The sequence below is a fragment of the Arthrobacter sp. TB 23 genome (assembly GCF_000294595.1).
Lineage (GTDB): Bacteria > Actinomycetota > Actinomycetes > Actinomycetales > Micrococcaceae > Arthrobacter_D.
Window position 1 is genome coordinate 1 of sequence record NZ_ALPM01000034.1, and the last position, 18,880, is coordinate 18,880.

The window sequence follows — 18,880 nt, forward strand, 5'->3', positions numbered from 1 at the left end:
CTGAACCGCCCTGGGTTTGTTGGAGGCTTCTGACCTTGGAATCGAGAATAGAGTCATGGCAAAGAGTCAGGGAACTGGGAGGCCGACGGCACGTCGGTATTCGCCGGAGGAGAAAGCCGCAGCGGTGCGGATGGTTCGAACCTTGCGGGCAGAGCTTGGGACCGAGCACGGGACGGTCCATCGGGTGGCTACTCAGCTCGGATACGGGGTTGAGTCGGTGCGGTCGTGGGTCAAGCAAGCCGACATCGATGACGGGCACGTCGCCGGTGTGAGTACTGCGGATGCGGGCCGGATGCGGGACCTTGAGCAAGAAGTACGGGAGCTGCGTCGGGCGAACGAAATCCTGAAACGGGCTGCGAGTTTCTTCGGGGCGGAGCTCGACCGCCAACACCGGAAGTAGTCGCGTTCATCGACGCGAACAAGAACGACGTCGTTGAGGGTCGCCCGCTTGGAGTCGAGCCCATCTGCAGCCTGTTGCAGGTGGCTCCGAGCACGTACTACGCCGCGAGGGACCGTGCACCGTCCGCGCGTACCGTCAGCGACGCGGTTCTGATACCCGATCTAGTGGCCCTGTGGGAGAACAACTACCGCGTCTACGGGGTCCGTAAGCTTTGGAAAGCTGCGTGCCGGGCCGGAATGGACATCGGCCGCGACCAGACGGGCCGGTTGATGCGCGCCGCCGGCATCGAGGGCGCGACACGCTCGAAGCGGGTCAAAACGACCAGGGCTGACCCGGCTGCGGCGCGGCACCCGGATCTAGTCCGGCGGGAGTTCACCGCGGCGGCCCCGAACCGGCTCTGGGTGACCGACCTGACCTTCGTCCCGACATGGGCCGGCGTCGGGTACGTCTGTTTCATCATTGACGTGTTCAGCCGGATGATCGTCGGGTGGCGATGCGCGTCGCACATGCGCACCGAAATGGTTCTCGACGCGATCGAAATGGCCCGTTGGGGTCGTGGTGCTCACCACGAGGATCTTCGATGCCACAGCGATGCGGGCAGTCAATTCACGTCGATCCGCTACGGCGAACGTCTCGCGGAAATCGGCGCAACACCCTCGATCGGGACCGTCGGTGACAGCTACGACAACGCCCTCGCGGAGACGGTGAACGGCTACTACAAGACCGAACTCGTCCGCGGCCCCGCCCGACCCGGACCGTGGAAGACGGTCGAAGACCTCGAGCTAGCGACCCTCGGCTGGGTCCACTGGCACAACACCCAACGCCTCCACGGCTACCTCGGCGATGTTCCACCCGCGGAGTTCGAGCAGATGTTCTATGCTGACCAAACCGACCACGCTCAGCTGGCGGAAATCAAATAGCGCGAGTCTCCATCAAACCCAGAGCGGTTCAATCTCTCGCAGCTTTTTCACCTGCGGTTTTGCTTTGTTGACGACGCTGGGTAGGGAGCTCTCAGCCGTTCCGATAGCGGTCCGGGCCAGGTTGGTTAGGTCGCTCAGTGACTTCCGCCAAGACTCCCGCCTCAGTGTGGCTGCGGTGATCGAGGTTCTGGTCTCCTGGCTTCGCGGTCAGGGACTGCCGCACGGCTACGGGTCGGCGCTCCGGATCTATAGGTGAGGCATGGGCAATCAACTGCGTACTGCGAACTATCACCTCATTCCACAAAGACGCGCAATGCGGCTACGATTCCCCGAATGGAATCCTCCGACAAAAATCCAAATGGGATGTTTGGCCGTTTCGTTCGTGGCGCGCTCCTCAAAAGACCGACGGCCGCCCCTAGTTCGGGAAACTGCTCCAGTTTCTGAAGATAAGAACGAAATTTCGCTGACAGTTGACCATCCGGATCTTCCAGACGGGTTTGCCTGATGAAGTTGAGCTCCAGCGAGGTGCGCTGCCCGGTGTAGTAATAGATATTGAGTGATCCAACCCACTGCCTTTCCGGAGTGACGACGCGCAGGCCACCTGCAGGCTCCAGGCTGTCCGATCCGTGATATTCCACGCCCAATCCGGCCGCTTCGGATATGAGTAGATTGAATTTCTCCAAATTGGCCGGATCATTGGCCGTTAACCACTCGCGGTGGGTGCTTGGGTTCCAGGTCTCCCGGGATGGGATTTCCGAAGAACGTTTCGCCTCCGCGAGCTCCTGGCCATAAGTTTTTGGCATGAGCAGTTCCACGCTTCCATGAACCAAGTGCGTATATTTAACTGCGATAACAGTGGTGGCGGCTCCCGCCATGAAGTTAAGATACTCGACGATGGTTTTCAGGCTGGGATTTATGGAGTCGACGGCCAATACTATTCTGAACCTGCCGTTTGCCAAGTTGTTTTTCACGGCTTCTTTCAGGTTGAACTCGTCAACAACCTCGTCCTGAAAAAGCGAAGTCTGATTACGGCTACGCCACCGACTGTCAAAGTCCGTGACATCCATTTTCCACAGGCGGGATGCGTAATCGAAGACCTGACCGATGATCTCGCGCCGTACCTGTGGGTTGGCCGCGAGCTTGCATTCGACCAAAGTAATTTGTCCGTCAGCGTCGACAATCATGACGTCGGCTGGGCCGACGTCGGATTGGAACTCGCGACACGACCTAGCGTCAGCACCAACGCCGGGTACTAGATGAGGGTGATCCGCGAGGATCTGTTGAAGATCCGCTTCGAGCGAGTACCCGCGACCTGCAGGCTCTGACCATGAACCATCTAGCGCTCGGATGAGGATCTCGCTCATTAGTCGCTTCCCTCTAAAAAACGTTCAAGAGCTGGGCTGCGGCTAAAGCATACTCCGGAGGTCAACCGGACGGAAGGTGCGAGTCGGCCGGTGATGGCGGCGATAGAAGGTACAGCCCTTATCGACGGAAGCGAATAATGTGTCAAAGCGTGTCCCCAAATTGGGGCGGGGTGATCGTTAGACTGGCGCGGAGTATGGGGCCTATTGTCCACGGAGGATCCACAACGGGACAGTTTTCCGCTGTCTGGCGGGGTGGGAATCTACGTCGAAACGGTTTGCCTGCCGTAAGTCAATCAACGGCCAGCAATATTCGTTTTCTATTCCTGTTAAAGGCCGCAGCGCCGTCGCCGTCGGGAGCTGGAACGCGGATTATGGGTGGATGTCCCATTGCCGGGATGGCGAGATCGCGAAGTGCATCGTAATATGCGCGCTGCCGCTGCCGGCCGCCAGGGCCGAAGGCTACCGCGGTCTTCGTCTGTCGATATTTGTCGGCTTTCGGAGCGAATCTGCGGCAAAGTTGTTGATACTCCGTGGTTTCAAAGTCAAGGGGATATCCCGTTGGGTAGTAGTCGAATGACTTCAAACGAAAGCTGGTGAAGTGCTGCAGTTCGTCGACTTCAATAATTGTTCCGGTCGTGAGGTGGATGAAATCGCCAGGCAAGGCCGTCGTTCGCTTGGCCGCTTGTTCAATGGCCTGGCCTCCGAGGGACAAGAAGATGTCACTAAGCGGGCCGTTTACGTTGAGGGCTTGATCGGGCAATCCGAAGTGGCCCTTTTGATTGAGCCACGGTGTCTTGTACCGAGCCAGTTCGACACCCTCGCTGCGGGCTGCTTCCATAAACGCATTTTCACAATCCCCAACAGGCATGGAACAAGCGTAAAGGTAGGTCTAGATTTCACAGTGACGCGGACAGATTTTGGAATCTGAGATAGCCACATGAAGTGGTCCTATAGAAGGTTTGGCTTCTAGGCCTTTACCCAATAGCCTGGCGCAGTGACTAATTCCGTTGGGGGAGCGGCAGCGAAGCAGCTGCCTGAGGGCTTGTATGAACTACTCAACACGAATGCTCTCAGCAGTTCGTTGAAGACCACGTCCGAAATGCGAGCTGTGTTCGCTGCGGTAGAAGACGATTCCAGTCCGGACGTCCTCTCCCGCCATGTGGCCGAAATCGTCCGTCAGGAGTTGGCCGCAGCCAAGCCGGGTGCGCGCGTTGCCCTCGCCAATAGGCTGCTTGATCACCTGGCCGGTACGGACCGCATCGCCGCGGGGCCAACGCAACTCCACTCACTGCATCGGCCGGATACGCTGAAGCGCCGAAACCTTCGCCGGCCCTCGACACCCCTGTCAGATTCGGCTCTGCTAACCAACAGCAAAGAGGATCCGAACCTGGCCGCCGAGCTGCGAACCGAAATCGAATCAGCTAACACGGTAGATCTGTTGTGTGCCTTCGTCCGATGGACAGGGCTCCGGTTGCTCAAACCCGCTCTCGAACAGCTAGAAGATCGTGGTGTCAGGCTCAGAGTGATCACCACTACGTACATGGGTGCCACTGAGCGTCGAGCAATCGACGAACTCGTCAACCGTTACGGTGCCGAAGTAAGAATCAACTACGAAACCCATGCCACCCGGCTGCATGCAAAGGCTTGGCTTTTCCGCCGTAACTCCGGGTTCGATACTGCCTACGTTGGTAGTTCAAACCTCAGCCAAGCGGCACTCCTTGATGGACTTGAGTGGAACGTGCGCCTCTCCAGCATCGGCACGCCGGCACTTCTGAAAAAGTTCGAATTGACGTTCGATAGCTATTGGGAGCAGCGCGCGTTCCAAGCATACAATCCAGAGCGCGACGGCGAAAACCTTGATGCAGCGCTGGAGCGCAACGGGGGGCGACGGACCCCTACGCCTGGCGTGTTTACCGGGCTTGAGGTGCAGCCGTATCTTCACCAAGAGGAAATGCTGGAAGAATTGGAAGCTGAGCGGTCTAAAGGCCACAATCGCAACCTGCTGGTCGCGGCCACGGGAACCGGCAAGACAGTCATCGCAGCTCTAGACTACAAACGGCTACGCGATGCTGCAGGCAGGGACCTGAAGCTACTTTTCGTCGCACATCGGCGGGAAATTCTCCAGCAGGCAATGGGCACTTACCGGGACGTGATGCAGGATGGCGCCTTCGGCGAGCTTTACGTCGGCGCCCACAAACCTACGACCTGGAATCACGTTTTCGCTTCAGTTCAGTCGCTCAACAGCCTCGGGATCGAGCAGCTTGAACCGACTAAGTTTGACGTCATCGTTATTGATGAATTTCACCACGCTATGGCTCCCACATACCGAGCGCTGATCGACTATCTAACGCCGCAGCAACTGCTGGGGCTGACCGCGACACCGGAGCGTGGCGACGGGGTTAACGTCGCTGAGCAGTTCTTCGATGGGCGAACCGCCAGCGAACTTCGACTCTGGGATGCTCTGCACGCGGACCTGCTCGTGCCATTTCACTACTTTGGCGTGTCGGATGACGTCGATCTCAGCCAGGTCGAATGGAAACGCGGAAACTATGACACCGCTGAGCTAAGTAATCTCTACACAGGCAACGACGCTCGCGCAGCAAAAGTGATCCGTGAGCTTCGGGACAAGGTCACCAGCACTGTTCACATGCGCGCACTCGGTTTCTGCGTTTCGGTCCAGCACGCCCATTACATGGCTCTGGTGTTCAACCGCGCCGGCATCGCTTCGGTTGCGGTTGACGGGAGCACCGACGAGGCCGACCGCGCGGCCGCGCTGGAGCGGCTTCGTAGGCGGGAAATCAACTGCATCTTCGCCGTCGACCTTTTCAATGAAGGCCTGGACCTACCGCAGGTAGACACCATCCTGCTGCTCCGGCCCACACAGAGCGCGACGATTTTTCTCCAGCAGCTGGGGCGCGGGCTCCGCCGAGCCGAGGGCAAAGCAGTGCTCACGGTCATGGACTTCATTGGCCAGCAACGCCGTGAGTTCCGCTTCGACCTGCGCTACCGGGCGCTCACCGGGTACGGGCGCAAGGAGCTGGAAAAGGCCGTCGAGGACGAATTCCCCTATCTGCCGTCGGGCTCGCAGATTGTGTTGGATCGGGTGGCACAGAAGGTGGTGTTGGATAACATCAAAGCTCAGCTGCGGTTCAACCGTGCACAGCTGGTTCGGGACATAGCATCGTACGCAGAGACCAGCCTGCAGGAGTATCTCGAGCGGTCCGGAAACGGCGTGAAGTCGATCTACCGTTCCACCAGGGATTCCTGGACCGGCTACCTTCGCCAGGCAAAGCTGATCGAGGGATTCTCGCCGTTGGAGGTTGCCCTTAGAGGCAAAATTCAAGAACTATCCGACGCACATGAGAAGGAGCTCCTTGGCCGCATGGCTGCGCTCATCCACGTCGACGATCCGGAACGTGCCGAGGCATACTCAATGTTGGTTGGCCTTGATGCGCCGAGCTATTCGGATCTCGGTATGAGGAAACAAACGTTCGCACGCATGCTCTTCTACACCTTCTGGGACGACGGCGGCGGTTTCAAGACGTACGACGCCGGCCTCGACTATCTGCGCGGTTACCAGTTCGTCTGCAGCGAGATTCGCCAGATATTGAAGCTCGGAGTGGCCGCGTCCAAGCATGCCGCGAAAGGTCTCGGCGATGGGCTGCAGCTTATTCCGCTGCTCTCACACGCGACCTACCGACGCGAGGAAGTTCTGGCCGCACTTCAGTATGGTTCGTTGGAGCTCGGCAAGAACGTGCAGCACCGCGAGGGTGTTGCTTGGTGTCCCGCGACGTCAACGGACGCCTTCTTTGTCACGCTGGACAAGGACCACAAAAAGCACTCGGCAACGACTATGTATAAGGACTATGCGATCAGCCCGGAGTTGTTTCACTGGGAATCTCAGAACGCGACCTCCCCCGAGACCCCCGTTGGGCAGCGATATGTGAATCGGCGCGCTCAAGATACTCATGTTTTGCTCTTCACACGAGATACGGCCAAAGACGAGACTGGCCTTTCTGTTCCATATACGTGTTTGGGACAGCTCGACTATGTTCAGCACGAAGGAGGCCGACCAATCGCCATCACATGGCGGTTGCAAAGGCCAATGCCGGCCGAAACTTTCGCAACTGCGGCTACTGCCGCCCGCTAGCAAAGCAGCGCGGCAGCTAATATCTCAGAGCTACCGATATACCCTTCGTATATCTATCCGAAATTTTGTTTGCCCGGCGAGGGTGTCGAGTTTCAAACGATGCTACGGCAGCTTCACGAGGCCATGTAGGGTGAAAATATGTCTCAAGAATTCGTGCTTCAGTTGCTTCGCGAGCTGGTTTCCGAGCGTGAGTGGGGTCAGTTTCACAGCAGCGCCAACCTGGCGAAATCGATTTCGATCGAGTCAGGTGAACTTTTGGAATGCTTTCAGTGGGGCGACGATGCCGATCCCAATCGCGTTCAGTCGGAACTTGCCGACGTCCTGACGTACGCATACCTGTTAGCCGATCGGCTAGGTCTGGAACCTGACTCCATTGTGGCGACCAAGTTAGAAGAGACCCGGGGCAAGTATCCGATAAATAAGGCTCTCGGGCGGAGTACGAAGTATGACAAGCTTTAGGATCGAGCGTCATGACTTCACATATTCCAATGTAGAACGGTTGGGCCGTAGTGGAGATAGATTCACGAATTGGCCGGTTGTGTACACGCTCAGCGACTCATCCGGCGTTTATGTGGGCGAATCGCGAAGTGTCTCGTCCCGGATGCGTCAACATCTGAAATCACCGAAGAAAAAATCCTTGCAGATGCTTCACCTCATCATCGATGAAACGTTCAATAAATCAGCCTGCCTTGATCTAGAGTCCTTTCTGATTCGGTTGTTCGCTGGTGAGGGACGATACCAAGTTTTGAACGGGAATGGAGGTATTGCTGATTCTGATTACTATGATCGCGCAAAGTACGCAGCATCGTTTGGCCAAATTTTCGAAAACCTGCGATCGGCGGGAATGTTTGAAAGAACAATTCCCGAAATTCAAAACAGCGATCTCTTTAAATTCTCTCCTTTCAAATCATTAAATCACGATCAAGCAGGTGCAATATCGGACATATTGGAAGGGCTTCTTAGTGAAATAGAAAAAGGAGTGTCAAGTACGATGGTCATTCAAGGAGACCCAGGTACAGGTAAAACCATCATAGCGATCTTCCTCATGAAGCTCCTTAATGACATCAAAGTAGCTGAAGAAGGGGAGGAGCTTGACAGCGATTCCATTTTTGCAGATTTTTTCGTCGAGGGGAACCGGGATCTCCTAGAAAATTATAGGGTTGGTCTAATTATCCCGCAACAATCGTTACGCTCGACAATAAGGAAGGTCTTCAAGAAAACTCCTTCCCTTTCTCCACGGATGGTGTTGAGCCCCTTTGACTTATCGGCCGACGGAGAGCCTTATGATCTGTTAATAGTGGACGAGGCCCACCGACTTAGCCAGCGGGCCAACCAGCCTTCAGGTCCCCAGAATAAAAGGTTTCGCGAGATAACCGAAGGTTTCGTAGGCGCAGATGACCTAGCTATCACCCAACTTGACTGGATATACAGGAGCAGCAGACATCAGATTCTGCTTGTGGACGCCGAACAAAGTGTTCGACCAGCTGACCTCCCGGAAGACTTGCTTGAGGCAGTATTGGCAAATTCTCGATTTGAGAGGAGGTTCTACCGTTTGCATTCGCAGATGCGAGTCCGGGGAGGAACGGATTACGTAGATTACGTGCGGAAGATGCTTTCACCAAACCCCCCAGCGCCGAACACATTTAAGCATTACGATTTCAGGCTGTTTGATGATTTCGAAGCTATGCGAAGCGTCCTGCATGAAAAAGAGTCGGAAACGCGACTAGCCCGACTTGTCGCTGGTTATGCATGGCCTTGGAAGACCAAAACCGATCCAAGCGCCTTTGATATTGATATTGAGGGGTGTCAGCTTCGTTGGAATCAGACCCAGACCGACTGGATCAACTCCCCAAATTCCTTCAACGAAGTTGGGTCAATTCATACAGTGCAGGGTTACGATTTAAACTTTGCAGGTGTAATTATTGGTCCGGATCTCCGATACGACCCCGAAACTGAATCTATCAGGGTTGATCGTTCAAGTTACTTTGATAAAAAAGGTAAAGAAAATAATCCTAAATTGGGCCTAGTCTATACCGATGAAGACCTATATAGATACATCACGAATATTTATTCTGTACTAATGACGCGAGGCATACTTGGGACATATGTTTACGTATGTGATGAGCCTCTTCGGACTTACTTGCGTGGTTTCATTCTTTCGCAGCAGTCGACCGGGTTGACTGGAGCCGCGGTTGACTCTGTGGTTGGTTAGGAAACGAGATTTGGGTCGAAAAGGAGATTCCTGGAGCGGAGCGCCATAGCTTAGGTTCAAGGCTTCACCTTCAGGGGCTGTTCTTAGGGGATGGCTCGACCGAGCTTTGGGTGTCGGATTTTTTTCGATATGGGCTTCCTGACAGGTGTGCAGGGGCACAAGACTTCGCCGGGAACTAGTTGGAAAGGGCCAGTGCAACAGTAGCCGTCCGCTGCGACGATGGGACAAAGCTCCCGTCAGACTAAGGATGATTCAAATGAGCAACGGCGCTGTACCTGAAACAAAACCTTCTCGATATGGAGCGAAGGACTCAGCGTTCCTTGATGACTTCGCCACGCTGAGTACGTTCGGTGCCACCCCTGGGGGAGGGGTGGACCGCCAGGCCGGATCCAGCGCAGACGGAGAACAGCGCGCCTGGTTCACGAAGCTGCTGACTGATAACGGATTCACCGTCAGCTTTGACCAGATCGGCAACCAATTCGGACTGCTGGAATTCGAAGCTGGTAAGCCCTACGTCGTCGTCGGATCGCACCTCGATTCCCAGCCCACCGCCGGCCGGTACGACGGTGCTTATGGTGTTCTTGCCGCAGCACACGCTGCCTTCCGTCTCGCCGCCGAGTGGGGAACGAGCGGTGTCAGCCCGCACTACAACCTCGCGGTCGTGAACTGGTTCAACGAGGAAGGCTCCCGTTTCAAGCCCTCCATGATGGGAAGTTCCGTCTACACCGGCAAGATGACGCCCGACGCGGCACTGGCTACCACCGACCCGGAAGGTATCACGGTCCGTGAAGCGCTGGTATCCACCAACGCGCTCGGCGAAGGCTCCGGACCGCAGGCCGCCTACTGCGCTGAGATTCATATCGAACAGGGTCGGAGCATGGAACATGACGGCATCGCCATCGGCGTCGTCGACTCTAACTGGGCCGCCAACAAATACGAGTTTGTTGTGCATGGCGAACAGGCCCACACTGGTTCCACCGTCATCGCCGACCGGCACGACGCCCTGCTCGGCGCCTCACTGCTCGTCGTCGCTGCGCGGGAAATTGCTGACCACTTCCCTGACGGCGCCGTCCACACCTCGGTGGGTCAGTTTGATGTCTACCCCAACTCGCCCGTCGTCGTTCCCTCACGCGTCAACCTCTTACTGGATCTGCGTTCTGCGAACGAAGCGCTGCTCCAGGAAGCAGACCGGATGCTGCACAACCGGATCGAACAGATCGAACGCTCCGCTCGGGTCAAGATCGAAAAGATCGGCTCCCACTGCTGGCCGGTCACGCCCTACCAAACAGAAGGTGTAGCACTGGCGGAAAAGCTCGCCGCCAACCGGGGCATCAGCCACGCGCGGGTGAAGACTCTGGCCGGGCACGACTCCACGAACATGAAGGACATCGTTCCGACGGTCATGCTTTTCGTCCCCTCGGTCGAAGGCATCTCCCACAACGAACACGAGTACACCACGGACCAGGACATTGTCACCGGGCTGCACGTCCTGACTGACGTCGTACGGAGCCTGTGCGAGGGCGAACTTGATGACCGGTAATTCGGTCCACTTACATCGCTTGCGAGGGTTTACAGAGTTGAATCAAGGTTTCAGGTCCCGCTTTTTCACGGCTAGCATCACGGCTTTTATCGAGGCAGGTCCTGGCTCTAGATCCGCCCGTATGCTTCGCCGATAGCACTAGAAACGTCAGTACCAAAGCCAGAGTCAGCCGACATGACTTTGCGTACTTGAACCACATAACCGTTCGTATGGCTTTTGTACGTTGCAGCGATTCGTACGGAGTCAGCATCTGCCTCCACTGCTCGCAACAGATCCATAGAATCTCGGTCGAATACCAAAAATACTGCAACATCAAAGTCGAAACTCCGGAATGGGGAAAAAATAGTTGCGCCTGCGCGTTGATTGACCACAGTGCGGGCCTTGACCTGGACGGAACGGCCGCCAGCGTCCATCAGGTCAAACGACTTCCCAGAATTGGCCGCTAGGTGTCCTCCGTATGCATCTCGGACCACATACTCAGCTACATCGCCGAGGGGCGCATTGTCTGTCCTGATCACCCCGCGTCGCCTGAGTTCCACCGACGCGTTCCTAGTAACGCGGAGTAGATCTCGAACGCTCATCTCCTTGTAGTCCATGTACTCGAACCTACTTCAAGGACGGAACATCGCAGCGGAATCTGAGAGGTGTGACTGCAAGGTTGCTCGCGGTTTGGATGGACTCAGCTATTGCGGGTGTGCACAACAAAACGGTCCCCGACGGTGGCAACCTGTCTCGGGTTGCGCCATAGGGGACCGTTTAAGTCACAAAAAGTCCTTGAATTAGAGTTATGCGGTCTCAGTCACCCCGCACCACTCGGCAATAAACAGCGCGATCGCCTTCGTGACCTTCCGGACCGACTCCACGTGCACCCGCTCATCGAACCCGTGGATTGCCTCCGAGATCGGTCCGTAGACCAGCGCCGGGATCCCGCCGTACAGGGTGAACACCCGGCCATCCAGGTACCCCGGCGTCGTAAACGACTCAAGAGCCGCCCCGAACACCTCTTGGTGCGACGACGCCAGGACGCCCTCGGCGTCGGACCCCTCCTCCAGCACATAGCCCTCCGAGAAGAAGCCGGTACGTACCGCCGACACCTCGGCGCCCGATGTCGAGTCCCGCAGGCAGTCCTCAATCTGCGACCACGCATCGGCCGCCGTTACCCCCGGGTACAGCGCCGCCCGCACATCGAACTCACACCAGGACGGCACGCTCGACGGCCAGTCGCCGCCGGAGATCATCCCGATGTTGAAGTTGATTGGATGATCCAGATCCTCGAAGTACCGGTGGCTGCCCTTGTCGGCATTCCACGTGTCCTGCAGCTCCCTCAGATCGCCCATTACCGTGTACGCGGCGTCGATCGCGTTGAACCCGGTCGCCATCTCCCGCACATGGGTCGGCTTCCCGGAGACGCGCACCTTGAACCAGATCACTCCCACGTTGGCTCGCACCAGCATGTTCTCTTCCGGCTCGGGGATGACCACGGCCTCAGCCGTGTACCCGCGCTGCAGGGCGGCCAGCGACCCGTTGCCGGTGCACTCTTCCTCCACAACGGACTGCATGTGGATGACGGCTGCTGGAGCGAGTCCGGCAGCCCGCAGCGCGTCGAACACGAACAGGTTCGCGGCCAGTCCGGCCTTCATATCGCCGGACCCCCGTCCGTACATCCAGCCGTCCTTGATCTCGGCGTCCCACGGACTCCTCGACCAGGTGTCTTCCGGACCCGGGGGGACGACGTCGATGTGCCCGTTGAGGATCAGCGACCTCCCAGTGGCGGGCGCAGCCGGCGTGTACGTGCCGACCACGTTGGTGAGGTCCTCGAACGCGACGGTCGTCGGCCCGTAGCCCACATGCTCGGAGAGGGTTTCCTCGTCGAGCTGCCACCGATCCATGGTGAGCCCGCGGGCCTCCATCTCGGCGAACATCAGGTCCTGCGCGCTGGCCTCCTCGGCCCGCAGTGACGGGTGCCGCACCAGCTCGGCGGTGAACTCGAGCTGGCGGTCGAAGGCGGCGTCGACGGCGTCGGCAATCCGTTTCGTGATTTCTGGTGTCAGCATGGAGGACTACTGCACAATCGCTTTATCTTTGACGCGGAGCTTCTCGCCGAAGAATCCGCCAGCAGCGGTAATCAGGGACACGGCCATCAGCAGCAGCGAAGCGGTCCACGAACCGCCGTCGGTGGCACCCAGCAGTGCGACGGCTATCAACGGCAGGAACCCGCTGATGGCGCCGGCCAGGTTGTAGCCCAGGGCTACACCGCTGTACCGCAGGTGCGGTGGGAACAGCTCGGTGAGCAGCGCGCCGGTCACGGCGTAGGCCAGGGAAACCAGCGCAATGCCGATGGTCACCGCGAGGATGATGGCCGCAGGATTGCGGGTATCGATCATCCAGAACAGCGGGAACGCGCCAGCCGCCGTCGCCAATCCGCCGAAGAAGGTCATCCGACCCGGACCAATCTTCTCGCTGATCCTGCCGACCAGCAGGACGACACCGATCTGCACGACGGCGGCCACCAGGGTGGCGTTCACCATCAGCTGGCGGTCCATGCCCAGGGTGGTGGTGCCGTAGCTGATTACAAAGGTGGTCATCACGTAGAACCCGCCGACGCCCAGGAACGCTGCGGCGATGGCGACGAGCAGCCGGCCCCAGGCCTGCTTGAACACGTCGACGGCGGGGATCTTGGCGCGCTCTTCGAGCTTGACCAATTCACGGAAGATGGGGGATTCCTCGACCTGCAACCTGATGTACAGGGCGATGAGGAGCAGCGGGAACGCGGCCAGGAACGGCAGGCGCCAGCCCCAGGCGTCGAACGCCTCGGACGGCAGCAACAGCACCAGGGCAAACGCACCAGAGGACATCAGCGTGCCCACCGGTGAACCGACCTGCACCAGCGCCGCGTACCTGCCGCGCTTTTCGATCGGTGCGTGCTCGACGGCGATCGTCATGGCACCGCCCCACTCACCACCGACGGCGAGACCCTGCATGAGGCGCAGGACGGCCAGCATGATGGGAGCCGCGAGGCCGATGCTGCCAAAGTCCGGCAGGAACCCGATCAAGCCGGTAGCGACACCGATCATCACAATGGTGATCAGCAGAGCCGGTCTGCGGCCCACCCGGTCGCCAATGTACCCGAAGAGCACCGCACCGATCGGGCGGGCGGCGAAGCCGACGCCGAAAGTCGCGAACGCCGCAAGGGTCGCCGCCGTGGGGTCGAGCTCGGTGAAGAAAAGCCGGTTGAACACGATTGCTGCCGCGGTGCCGAACAGGAAGTAGTCGTACCATTCCAGTGCGGTGCCAACGAAGGCGGCGCGGGCAATCTTGCCCGCGTCCTTGCCGCTGACTACCGGAACATCCGGCTTCTCTTCCTGGGTTGCCTCATGTGGTTGCATGCTCAAACTTCCTGCTTCTCAGTAGTGGATTCGTGCTCTATATGACGGACGGTCGGTGAAGTTTCAAGGGTGTCGAGGTAGTCCTGGCCGAAGACACCGAGGCCGTCGATCACCGTCGCGAGGACGGTGATAGCGCCGATCTGCTCGGCTGGGACGTCGGCGGGATGGTCGGAGAGGACCACGAAGTCGGCGAGTTTCCCGCGCTCGAGGGTGCCGCGGTGGTCCTCGTCGCCGGCCATCCACGCGGTGTCAACGGTATAGGCGCGCAAGGCAGTCTCGGCGTCGACCCGTTCCTCAGGGCCAATCACCGCTCCACCGGAGCTCTGCCGCAACACCATCGACTGCATGCCGAGCAGCGGCGCGCCGGAGGCCACCGGCCGGTCCGAGCTGCCGGGAACCCGCACCCCCTGGTCCAGGAAGGAGCGGTGCCGGTAGACCCACGGTTCACGGTCGACGCCGACAGCCGCGGCCATCGTGTCGCCCACCTCGTACAGGAAGTGGGCCTGCGGGACGGGGGTGACGTTGAGGGTGGCGAACCGGGCCAGCTGGTCCGGCCGCACGATCCCTGCATGCTCAATCCGGTGCCGGACGCCGGGGCGCGGGCAATCATTCTGGGCCACCTCGAAGGCGTCGAGCGCGACGTCGACGGCGGCATCCCCGATCGCGTGCGCTGCCACCGTCCAGCCGGAGCAGTGGGCGTTGATGATGCGGCGGGTCAGCTCGTCGATGGAGAGCTGGAAGCTGCCGGTGGAATGCTCATGATCGCAGAACGCTTCGGTGACGGCCGCTGTCCGGCCGATCAGCGACCCGTCGACGAAAATCTTCATTGCGCCGAGGCGGATATGGTCATCGCCGAAACCGGTGGTGAGTCCCAGGTCCAGGCCGAAGCTGATCCGGTCCTCCTCCGCGGAGGTCAGCGGGTGCAGCGCGTCGCTGGCTGACATCAGCTGCACCCGGGTGTTCAGGGTGCCACGCCGGCGGGCTTCCGTGTACGCGGCGAGTTCCACCGGGCTGCGGCCGATCCAGCCCGACCCGATGCCCGCCTCGGTGACGTGGGTCAGACCCTCGGAAGCGTAGACGGCGCTCGCGGCGCCGATCGCATCGGCGAGATCCGCAATCGGATAGGGGACCACGAGCGCGGTGACCAGTTTCTGGGCCTGCTCCTCGAGGAGGCCGGTGGGGCCGGAATCGCCGACGACCACGGTGCCGCCCTCGGGAGTCGACACCGAGCGGTCGAGAATCCCGGCGCGTTCCAGCACCGGAGTGTTCACCACGCACATGTGGCCTGAACGGTGCTTGAGCCAGACCGAACGGCCGGGTGCGGCAGCGTCGAGGTCGTCCCGGTGCGGGTGGGCGCCGAGCACCGTGTCGTCGTAGCCGGACCCGACCACCCAGGCGTCGTCGTCGAGCCCGTCAGTGAACTCGGTGACCGCGGCGTAGAGCTCGTCGAGTGTGGTGCAGCCGGAGAGATCCAGCTCGGTCAGCGATTGCCCAAACCACGCCATGTGGTTGTGTGAATCGCCAAACCCGGGGACGACGACGGCGCCGCCACAGTCGAGCGTGCGGCGTGCCGGGAGATCGATAATGTCATCGTCGAAGCCGACGATCCGGCCGTTCAGGACTCCCATCGCTGTAGCGGTGGGGGTGGCTTCGGCCAGCGTGAACAAGCTGGCATTGACGAGCTTTAGATCAAGCATCAACATCCAAGGGCTAGAGGGCATAATGCCGGAAGGGGTGAAATGGCTTACTCAATGGTGGTCTGGATCACGCCGCCAAACAATGGGTGATCACCTTCACCCGTCCGGCTAGAATGGGCACATGCCCAATCTTGCACCCGACACCCCCGAAAGGGCGCCCATGCGGTCAGTGGTGTCCGATGTGGTCGCTGACTGTCTAGCTGACATCGACAGTATTACCGACCAGTTCCTGCTGGATGTCCAGGAGATTGAGGGCTACGCCGGATCGACAGTCGACGGGCAGGACCTGCGGGACACGGCCGTCGCCTCCCTCGAACTCCTCCTGCGCCTGGTGGGGGAGTTACCGCTACCCGAGCGGCTGACGGGGGTGTCCAATGCCCTGGGTCACCGACGCGCGCGGCAGGGTGTTCCACTCGAATCGCTGCTGAAGGCCGTCCGAATGGACTTCCGGTTGCTGTGGGTGGCGATGCTGGAGAAGGTGCCCGCAGCATCCTTGCCTGACTTCACCAAGGATGCGGTGCGGGTCTGGGGAGCGGTCGAGTTCCACACCATCCGCGTCCACGCCGGCTACCTGGATGAGCTCGCCAGCATGGCGCAGGCCAAGGAGCAGCAACGCGCGTTCCTGCTGTCCCGGCTCCTGACCAGTGATGGGAAGGACCCGCAACTGCTGGGACAGGCCGCCCGCGCACTCGGGGTGGACCCGGAGAGCCAGTTCATTGTCGCCGTCGCCGCCGATCACGCGCAGCAGGCGTTCCGCGAGCGGGCGATGGCGGCCGGCGTCGGGCAGCACCTCCACGAGCGCGAAGGCGCGCTGATTCTGATCCTTGAGGACCTGCCGGCCCGTGCTGGGAAGGAACCGGCCGGCACCCGACCCTGGCTGGACCAACAGGGCTGTTTCCTGGCTCCACCAGCCCGATCGCTCGCGGAGGTTCCGTTGATGCTGCGAATCGCGCTGCAGGCAGTCGAGGCGGTGACTGCCGATGCATCGGGACGGCAAACCATCCGTGAGACCTGGGGGCATGTGGCTGCTGCCCAGATGGGGGAGTTCGGCCCGGTGCTGGCCCAGACGGTGTTGGGCCCGCTGGCGGCGATCTCCGACCATGAACGGGAACGGCTGATCGAGACGTTGCAGTCCTACTTCAGCTCCGGGTCGGTCTCGGATGCCGCCAAGGAACTCTACTGCCACCGGAACACGGTCCTGAACCGGCTGGCCCGGTTTGAGCAGCTCACCGGGTATAGCCCGAACAGGCCGGTGGACGCCGCGGCGGTGCTGGCCGCGCTGAGTTGTCAGGCGCCAGTCGGGGAGCCCGGTTAGGCCGATTTCGGGGTGACCCGTGGGCGGGTAACGCCCGACTCCCTGCGCCGCTTCTGGTTCGCGAGCAGTAGCCAACTGGTGCGCGGGACCGGCCACAAGATGGCCAGCGCCAGCACCGGGACCAGGGAGATGCCGACGTCGGGGAACTGGCGGATGATGACGAACAGGTGGGTGTCGAACTGGGTAGGGGCGTAGCTGAGGCATAGCCACAGCGTGAATCCGTCGAGGGCAAGCGCTGCGACGGCCCAGGCCAAAAGGATCTGCGGTTTCCGGGTAGCGGCTCCTCGGCTGGGCCGAAGGAGCCGCAGCGTCAGCCCCAGGCTGAGCAGCTGAGCCAGCAGCAGTCCGAATGCGACCGCCCAACTGGAGCGTTGCAGCCAGTCTTCCTGCACCACCGTGGGTGTCGGTGCCTGGCCGTGGAGGATCCGCAGGAGGTTGCTGTCGATCGCTTTCAGCCGTGATGGGGCTGCGGTGTCATTGCCGTTGATCACCAGTGCGAGGCCCAGCCCGTCGGAGGGAACCATGGCGAGGTAGGTGTGGCTGTTGCCCCACTCGCCCTGATGCTCGAGCAGGCGGGGGAGTGTCCGCTCCGCGGGTGGCGGTGCTGCCGGATCGGTGGACTCCACCAGCGGCCTGGTGAACCAGCCCATGGCGTAGCGCGTGGATCCGCTGGTCCGTGCCCGGGGCTCGAACATCGTCTCTATGCTTTCGGGCTGCAGGATCTGGGAGTCGCCGTACCGGCCGTCGTCGAGCAGGGCAATCAGTTGATGGCTGAGATCCTCGGCCGATGAATACAGGGTGGAGGACGGCATGCCGGTGGTCGGTGCGGGAGTCTCAGTTTGGCGCCACCAGCTGCCAAACCACAGTGAGTAACCGTCGGCGGCGTTGTTCGCTCGCGCTCCCTCCCGGGTCGGATGACTGTTGTCCATGGCCAGCGGGTCGAAGACGTGCTGCTCCAGGTAGTCGCCGAAGGGCTGGCCGGTGACATCCTGGACCAGGAGGCCCAGGATGTTGAAGTTGGCGCTGGCATACCGGAACCGTGCGCCCGGTTCGCTGGTCAGCGGGGAATCCGCGAGGTCCCGCACCCCCTCTTCGAGCGCGTCGGCACCTTGCGCGTCCGAGTATTCGAAGGCGGTATGTCTGGAGGCCATGCCGCTGGTCTGATGGAGCAGGTGGCGGACGGTGATCTCCGCCGAGCGGCCGTCGTCGAGCGTGAACCACGGCAGGTAGGTCTGCACCGGCTCATCCAGTTGTAACCGGCCAGCTTCGACCTGCTGCATGACGGCGATGGCGGTGAAGGTTTTGCTGGTGGACGCCAGCAGCACCGGGGTTTGTGGGGTCATGGGCCGTCCGGAGCTATCGGCGTGGCCGAAGGCGGCGGTGTGGACCTGGACTCCATTTTCGACGACGGCGATCGCCGCGCCGGGGAGTCCCAGGTCCTGGATCTGTTCCTGAAGGTAGGCGTCCAGTTCGGCGTACACCTGCTCTTGGGTTGCGGCCTGCATCGATGATGCAGCCGGAGAGGCAGCTGCCGACAGGGGAGCGCCGCCGAGGAATCCAGCGGCTACAAGGCACACCACAAGGCACATCGCAGCGCACATCACGAGGCAGAGTGAGGACCAGGATGGTCTCCGCATGCCGCACCTGCACTTCGGTTGTCAGTCTTTTACGGTAGGACTGGGCTGGAGGGAAAACAATAGGTCGCAGATTCAACACCCCACCCGCCACGGACCGTTTGCTAGCCGTTCACCCGAAAGTATGGCCGCAGTCACATTTCCATGGTTACTATGTATGCGCATACATTTCTCGTTCCTTCGTTTGTCGGGGCATGATGTATGCGCATACATTGACTGAACTTCTTCACGCCAGAACCCTCGGGTTCTCGGCTTGTCTTCT

13 protein-coding genes and 1 other annotated feature are annotated in these 18,880 nt (G+C 60.1%); of the genes, 6 read left to right on the forward strand and 7 right to left on the reverse strand.

All coding sequences use genetic code 11. The features are described from left to right. Positions 1-55 precede the first annotated feature (55 nt). Positions 56-1,320 (forward strand): IS3 family transposase gene (locus B384_RS17695; RefSeq protein WP_156808956.1). Its coding sequence is split into 2 segments (ribosomal slippage): positions 56-359 and positions 359-1,320, totalling 1,266 coding nucleotides; the frame shifts between segments, so codons are not numbered across the junction. Continuing rightward, positions 355-489, forward strand: a sequence feature (AL1L pseudoknot). Its footprint overlaps the gene before it by 135 nt. Positions 1,321-1,613: 293 nt before the next feature. Here B384_RS17695 and B384_RS0104135 read toward each other — a convergent pair. Further along, positions 1,614-2,684 carry a hypothetical protein gene (locus tag B384_RS0104135; protein WP_019481877.1) on the reverse strand — a complete coding sequence of 357 codons (1,071 nt, stop codon included), beginning with the start codon at positions 2,682-2,684 and terminating at the stop codon, positions 1,614-1,616. Between the two features lie 289 nt (positions 2,685-2,973). Further along, a complete protein-coding gene (locus tag B384_RS0104140) occupies positions 2,974-3,552 on the reverse strand; it encodes a DUF7255 family protein (protein ID WP_156808959.1) in 579 nt (192 codons plus the stop codon). A 231-nt stretch (positions 3,553-3,783) separates the two neighbouring features. Between B384_RS0104140 and B384_RS0104145 the strand changes: the two genes are divergently transcribed. The 4 genes from B384_RS0104145 (at position 3,784) to B384_RS0104160 (ending at position 10,586) form a co-directional block, all read left to right on the forward strand. Next, positions 3,784-6,834: a DUF3427 domain-containing protein gene (locus B384_RS0104145; protein ID WP_019481879.1), complete on the forward strand. Its 3,051-nt coding sequence runs from the start codon at positions 3,784-3,786 to the stop codon at positions 6,832-6,834. A 138-nt stretch (positions 6,835-6,972) separates the two neighbouring features. After that, positions 6,973-7,293 (forward strand): nucleotide pyrophosphohydrolase, encoded by a 321-nt coding sequence (locus B384_RS0104150; RefSeq protein ID WP_019481880.1) that lies wholly within the window; start codon positions 6,973-6,975, stop codon positions 7,291-7,293. 184 nt (positions 7,294-7,477) lie between these two features. After that, entirely contained in the window at positions 7,478-9,046 is a 1,569-nt protein-coding gene (locus tag B384_RS0104155) for a DNA/RNA helicase domain-containing protein (RefSeq protein WP_019481881.1), read from the forward strand. A 256-nt stretch (positions 9,047-9,302) separates the two neighbouring features. After that, positions 9,303-10,586, forward strand: coding sequence for a M20 family metallo-hydrolase (locus B384_RS0104160; protein WP_019481882.1), 1,284 nt, complete (start codon positions 9,303-9,305; stop codon positions 10,584-10,586). Between the two features lie 107 nt (positions 10,587-10,693). Here B384_RS0104160 and B384_RS0104165 read toward each other — a convergent pair whose 3' ends face one another. From B384_RS0104165 to B384_RS0104180, 4 genes are all read right to left on the reverse strand, one after another. Beyond that, positions 10,694-11,182: a DUF6998 domain-containing protein gene (locus B384_RS0104165; RefSeq protein ID WP_019481883.1), complete on the reverse strand. Its 489-nt coding sequence runs from the start codon at positions 11,180-11,182 to the stop codon at positions 10,694-10,696. 189 nt (positions 11,183-11,371) lie between these two features. Beyond that, the gene (locus tag B384_RS0104170; RefSeq protein ID WP_019481884.1) at positions 11,372-12,640 is read right to left on the reverse strand and encodes an ArgE/DapE family deacylase; all 1,269 of its coding nucleotides are present in this window, start codon (positions 12,638-12,640) and stop codon (positions 11,372-11,374) included. Positions 12,641-12,646: 6 nt separating this feature from the next. Continuing rightward, positions 12,647-13,972, reverse strand: a complete 1,326-nt coding sequence (locus B384_RS0104175) for an MFS transporter (protein ID WP_019481885.1) — start codon at positions 13,970-13,972, stop codon at positions 12,647-12,649. 2 nt (positions 13,973-13,974) lie between these two features. After that, the gene (locus B384_RS0104180) at positions 13,975-15,669 is read right to left on the reverse strand and encodes an amidohydrolase (RefSeq protein WP_019481886.1); all 1,695 of its coding nucleotides are present in this window, start codon (positions 15,667-15,669) and stop codon (positions 13,975-13,977) included. A gap of 121 nt (positions 15,670-15,790) precedes the next feature. Between B384_RS0104180 and B384_RS17700 the strand changes: the two genes are divergently transcribed. Continuing rightward, entirely contained in the window at positions 15,791-16,984 is a 1,194-nt protein-coding gene (locus B384_RS17700) for a PucR family transcriptional regulator (RefSeq protein WP_156808961.1), read from the forward strand. On the opposite strand, the gene B384_RS0104190 is transcribed toward B384_RS17700, so the two are convergent. After that, positions 16,981-18,621 carry a serine hydrolase domain-containing protein gene (locus B384_RS0104190; protein WP_156808962.1) on the reverse strand — a complete coding sequence of 547 codons (1,641 nt, stop codon included), beginning with the start codon at positions 18,619-18,621 and terminating at the stop codon, positions 16,981-16,983. The two genes, B384_RS17700 and B384_RS0104190, sit on opposite strands and share 4 nt — an antisense overlap. Positions 18,622-18,880 lie beyond the last annotated feature (259 nt).

Excerpts from the sequence above, each read along its gene's own strand:
- B384_RS0104135 (WP_019481877.1), bottom strand. The coding sequence starts at position 2,684 with ATGAGCGAGATCCTCATCCGAGCGCTAGATGGTTCATGGTCAGAGCCT.
- B384_RS0104140 (WP_156808959.1), bottom strand. The coding sequence starts at position 3,552 with ATGCCTGTTGGGGATTGTGAAAATGCGTTTATGGAAGCAGCCCGCAGC.
- B384_RS0104145 (WP_019481879.1), top strand. The coding sequence starts at position 3,784 with ATGCGAGCTGTGTTCGCTGCGGTAGAAGACGATTCCAGTCCGGACGTC.
- B384_RS0104150 (WP_019481880.1), top strand. The coding sequence starts at position 6,973 with ATGTCTCAAGAATTCGTGCTTCAGTTGCTTCGCGAGCTGGTTTCCGAG.
- B384_RS0104155 (WP_019481881.1), top strand. The coding sequence starts at position 7,478 with ATGCTTCACCTCATCATCGATGAAACGTTCAATAAATCAGCCTGCCTT.
- B384_RS0104160 (WP_019481882.1), top strand. The coding sequence starts at position 9,303 with ATGAGCAACGGCGCTGTACCTGAAACAAAACCTTCTCGATATGGAGCG.
- B384_RS0104165 (WP_019481883.1), bottom strand. The coding sequence starts at position 11,182 with ATGGACTACAAGGAGATGAGCGTTCGAGATCTACTCCGCGTTACTAGG.
- B384_RS0104170 (WP_019481884.1), bottom strand. The coding sequence starts at position 12,640 with ATGCTGACACCAGAAATCACGAAACGGATTGCCGACGCCGTCGACGCC.
- B384_RS0104175 (WP_019481885.1), bottom strand. The coding sequence starts at position 13,972 with ATGCAACCACATGAGGCAACCCAGGAAGAGAAGCCGGATGTTCCGGTA.
- B384_RS0104180 (WP_019481886.1), bottom strand. The coding sequence starts at position 15,669 with ATGCTTGATCTAAAGCTCGTCAATGCCAGCTTGTTCACGCTGGCCGAA.
- B384_RS17700 (WP_156808961.1), top strand. The coding sequence starts at position 15,791 with ATGCCCAATCTTGCACCCGACACCCCCGAAAGGGCGCCCATGCGGTCA.
- B384_RS0104190 (WP_156808962.1), bottom strand. The coding sequence starts at position 18,621 with ATGCGGAGACCATCCTGGTCCTCACTCTGCCTCGTGATGTGCGCTGCG.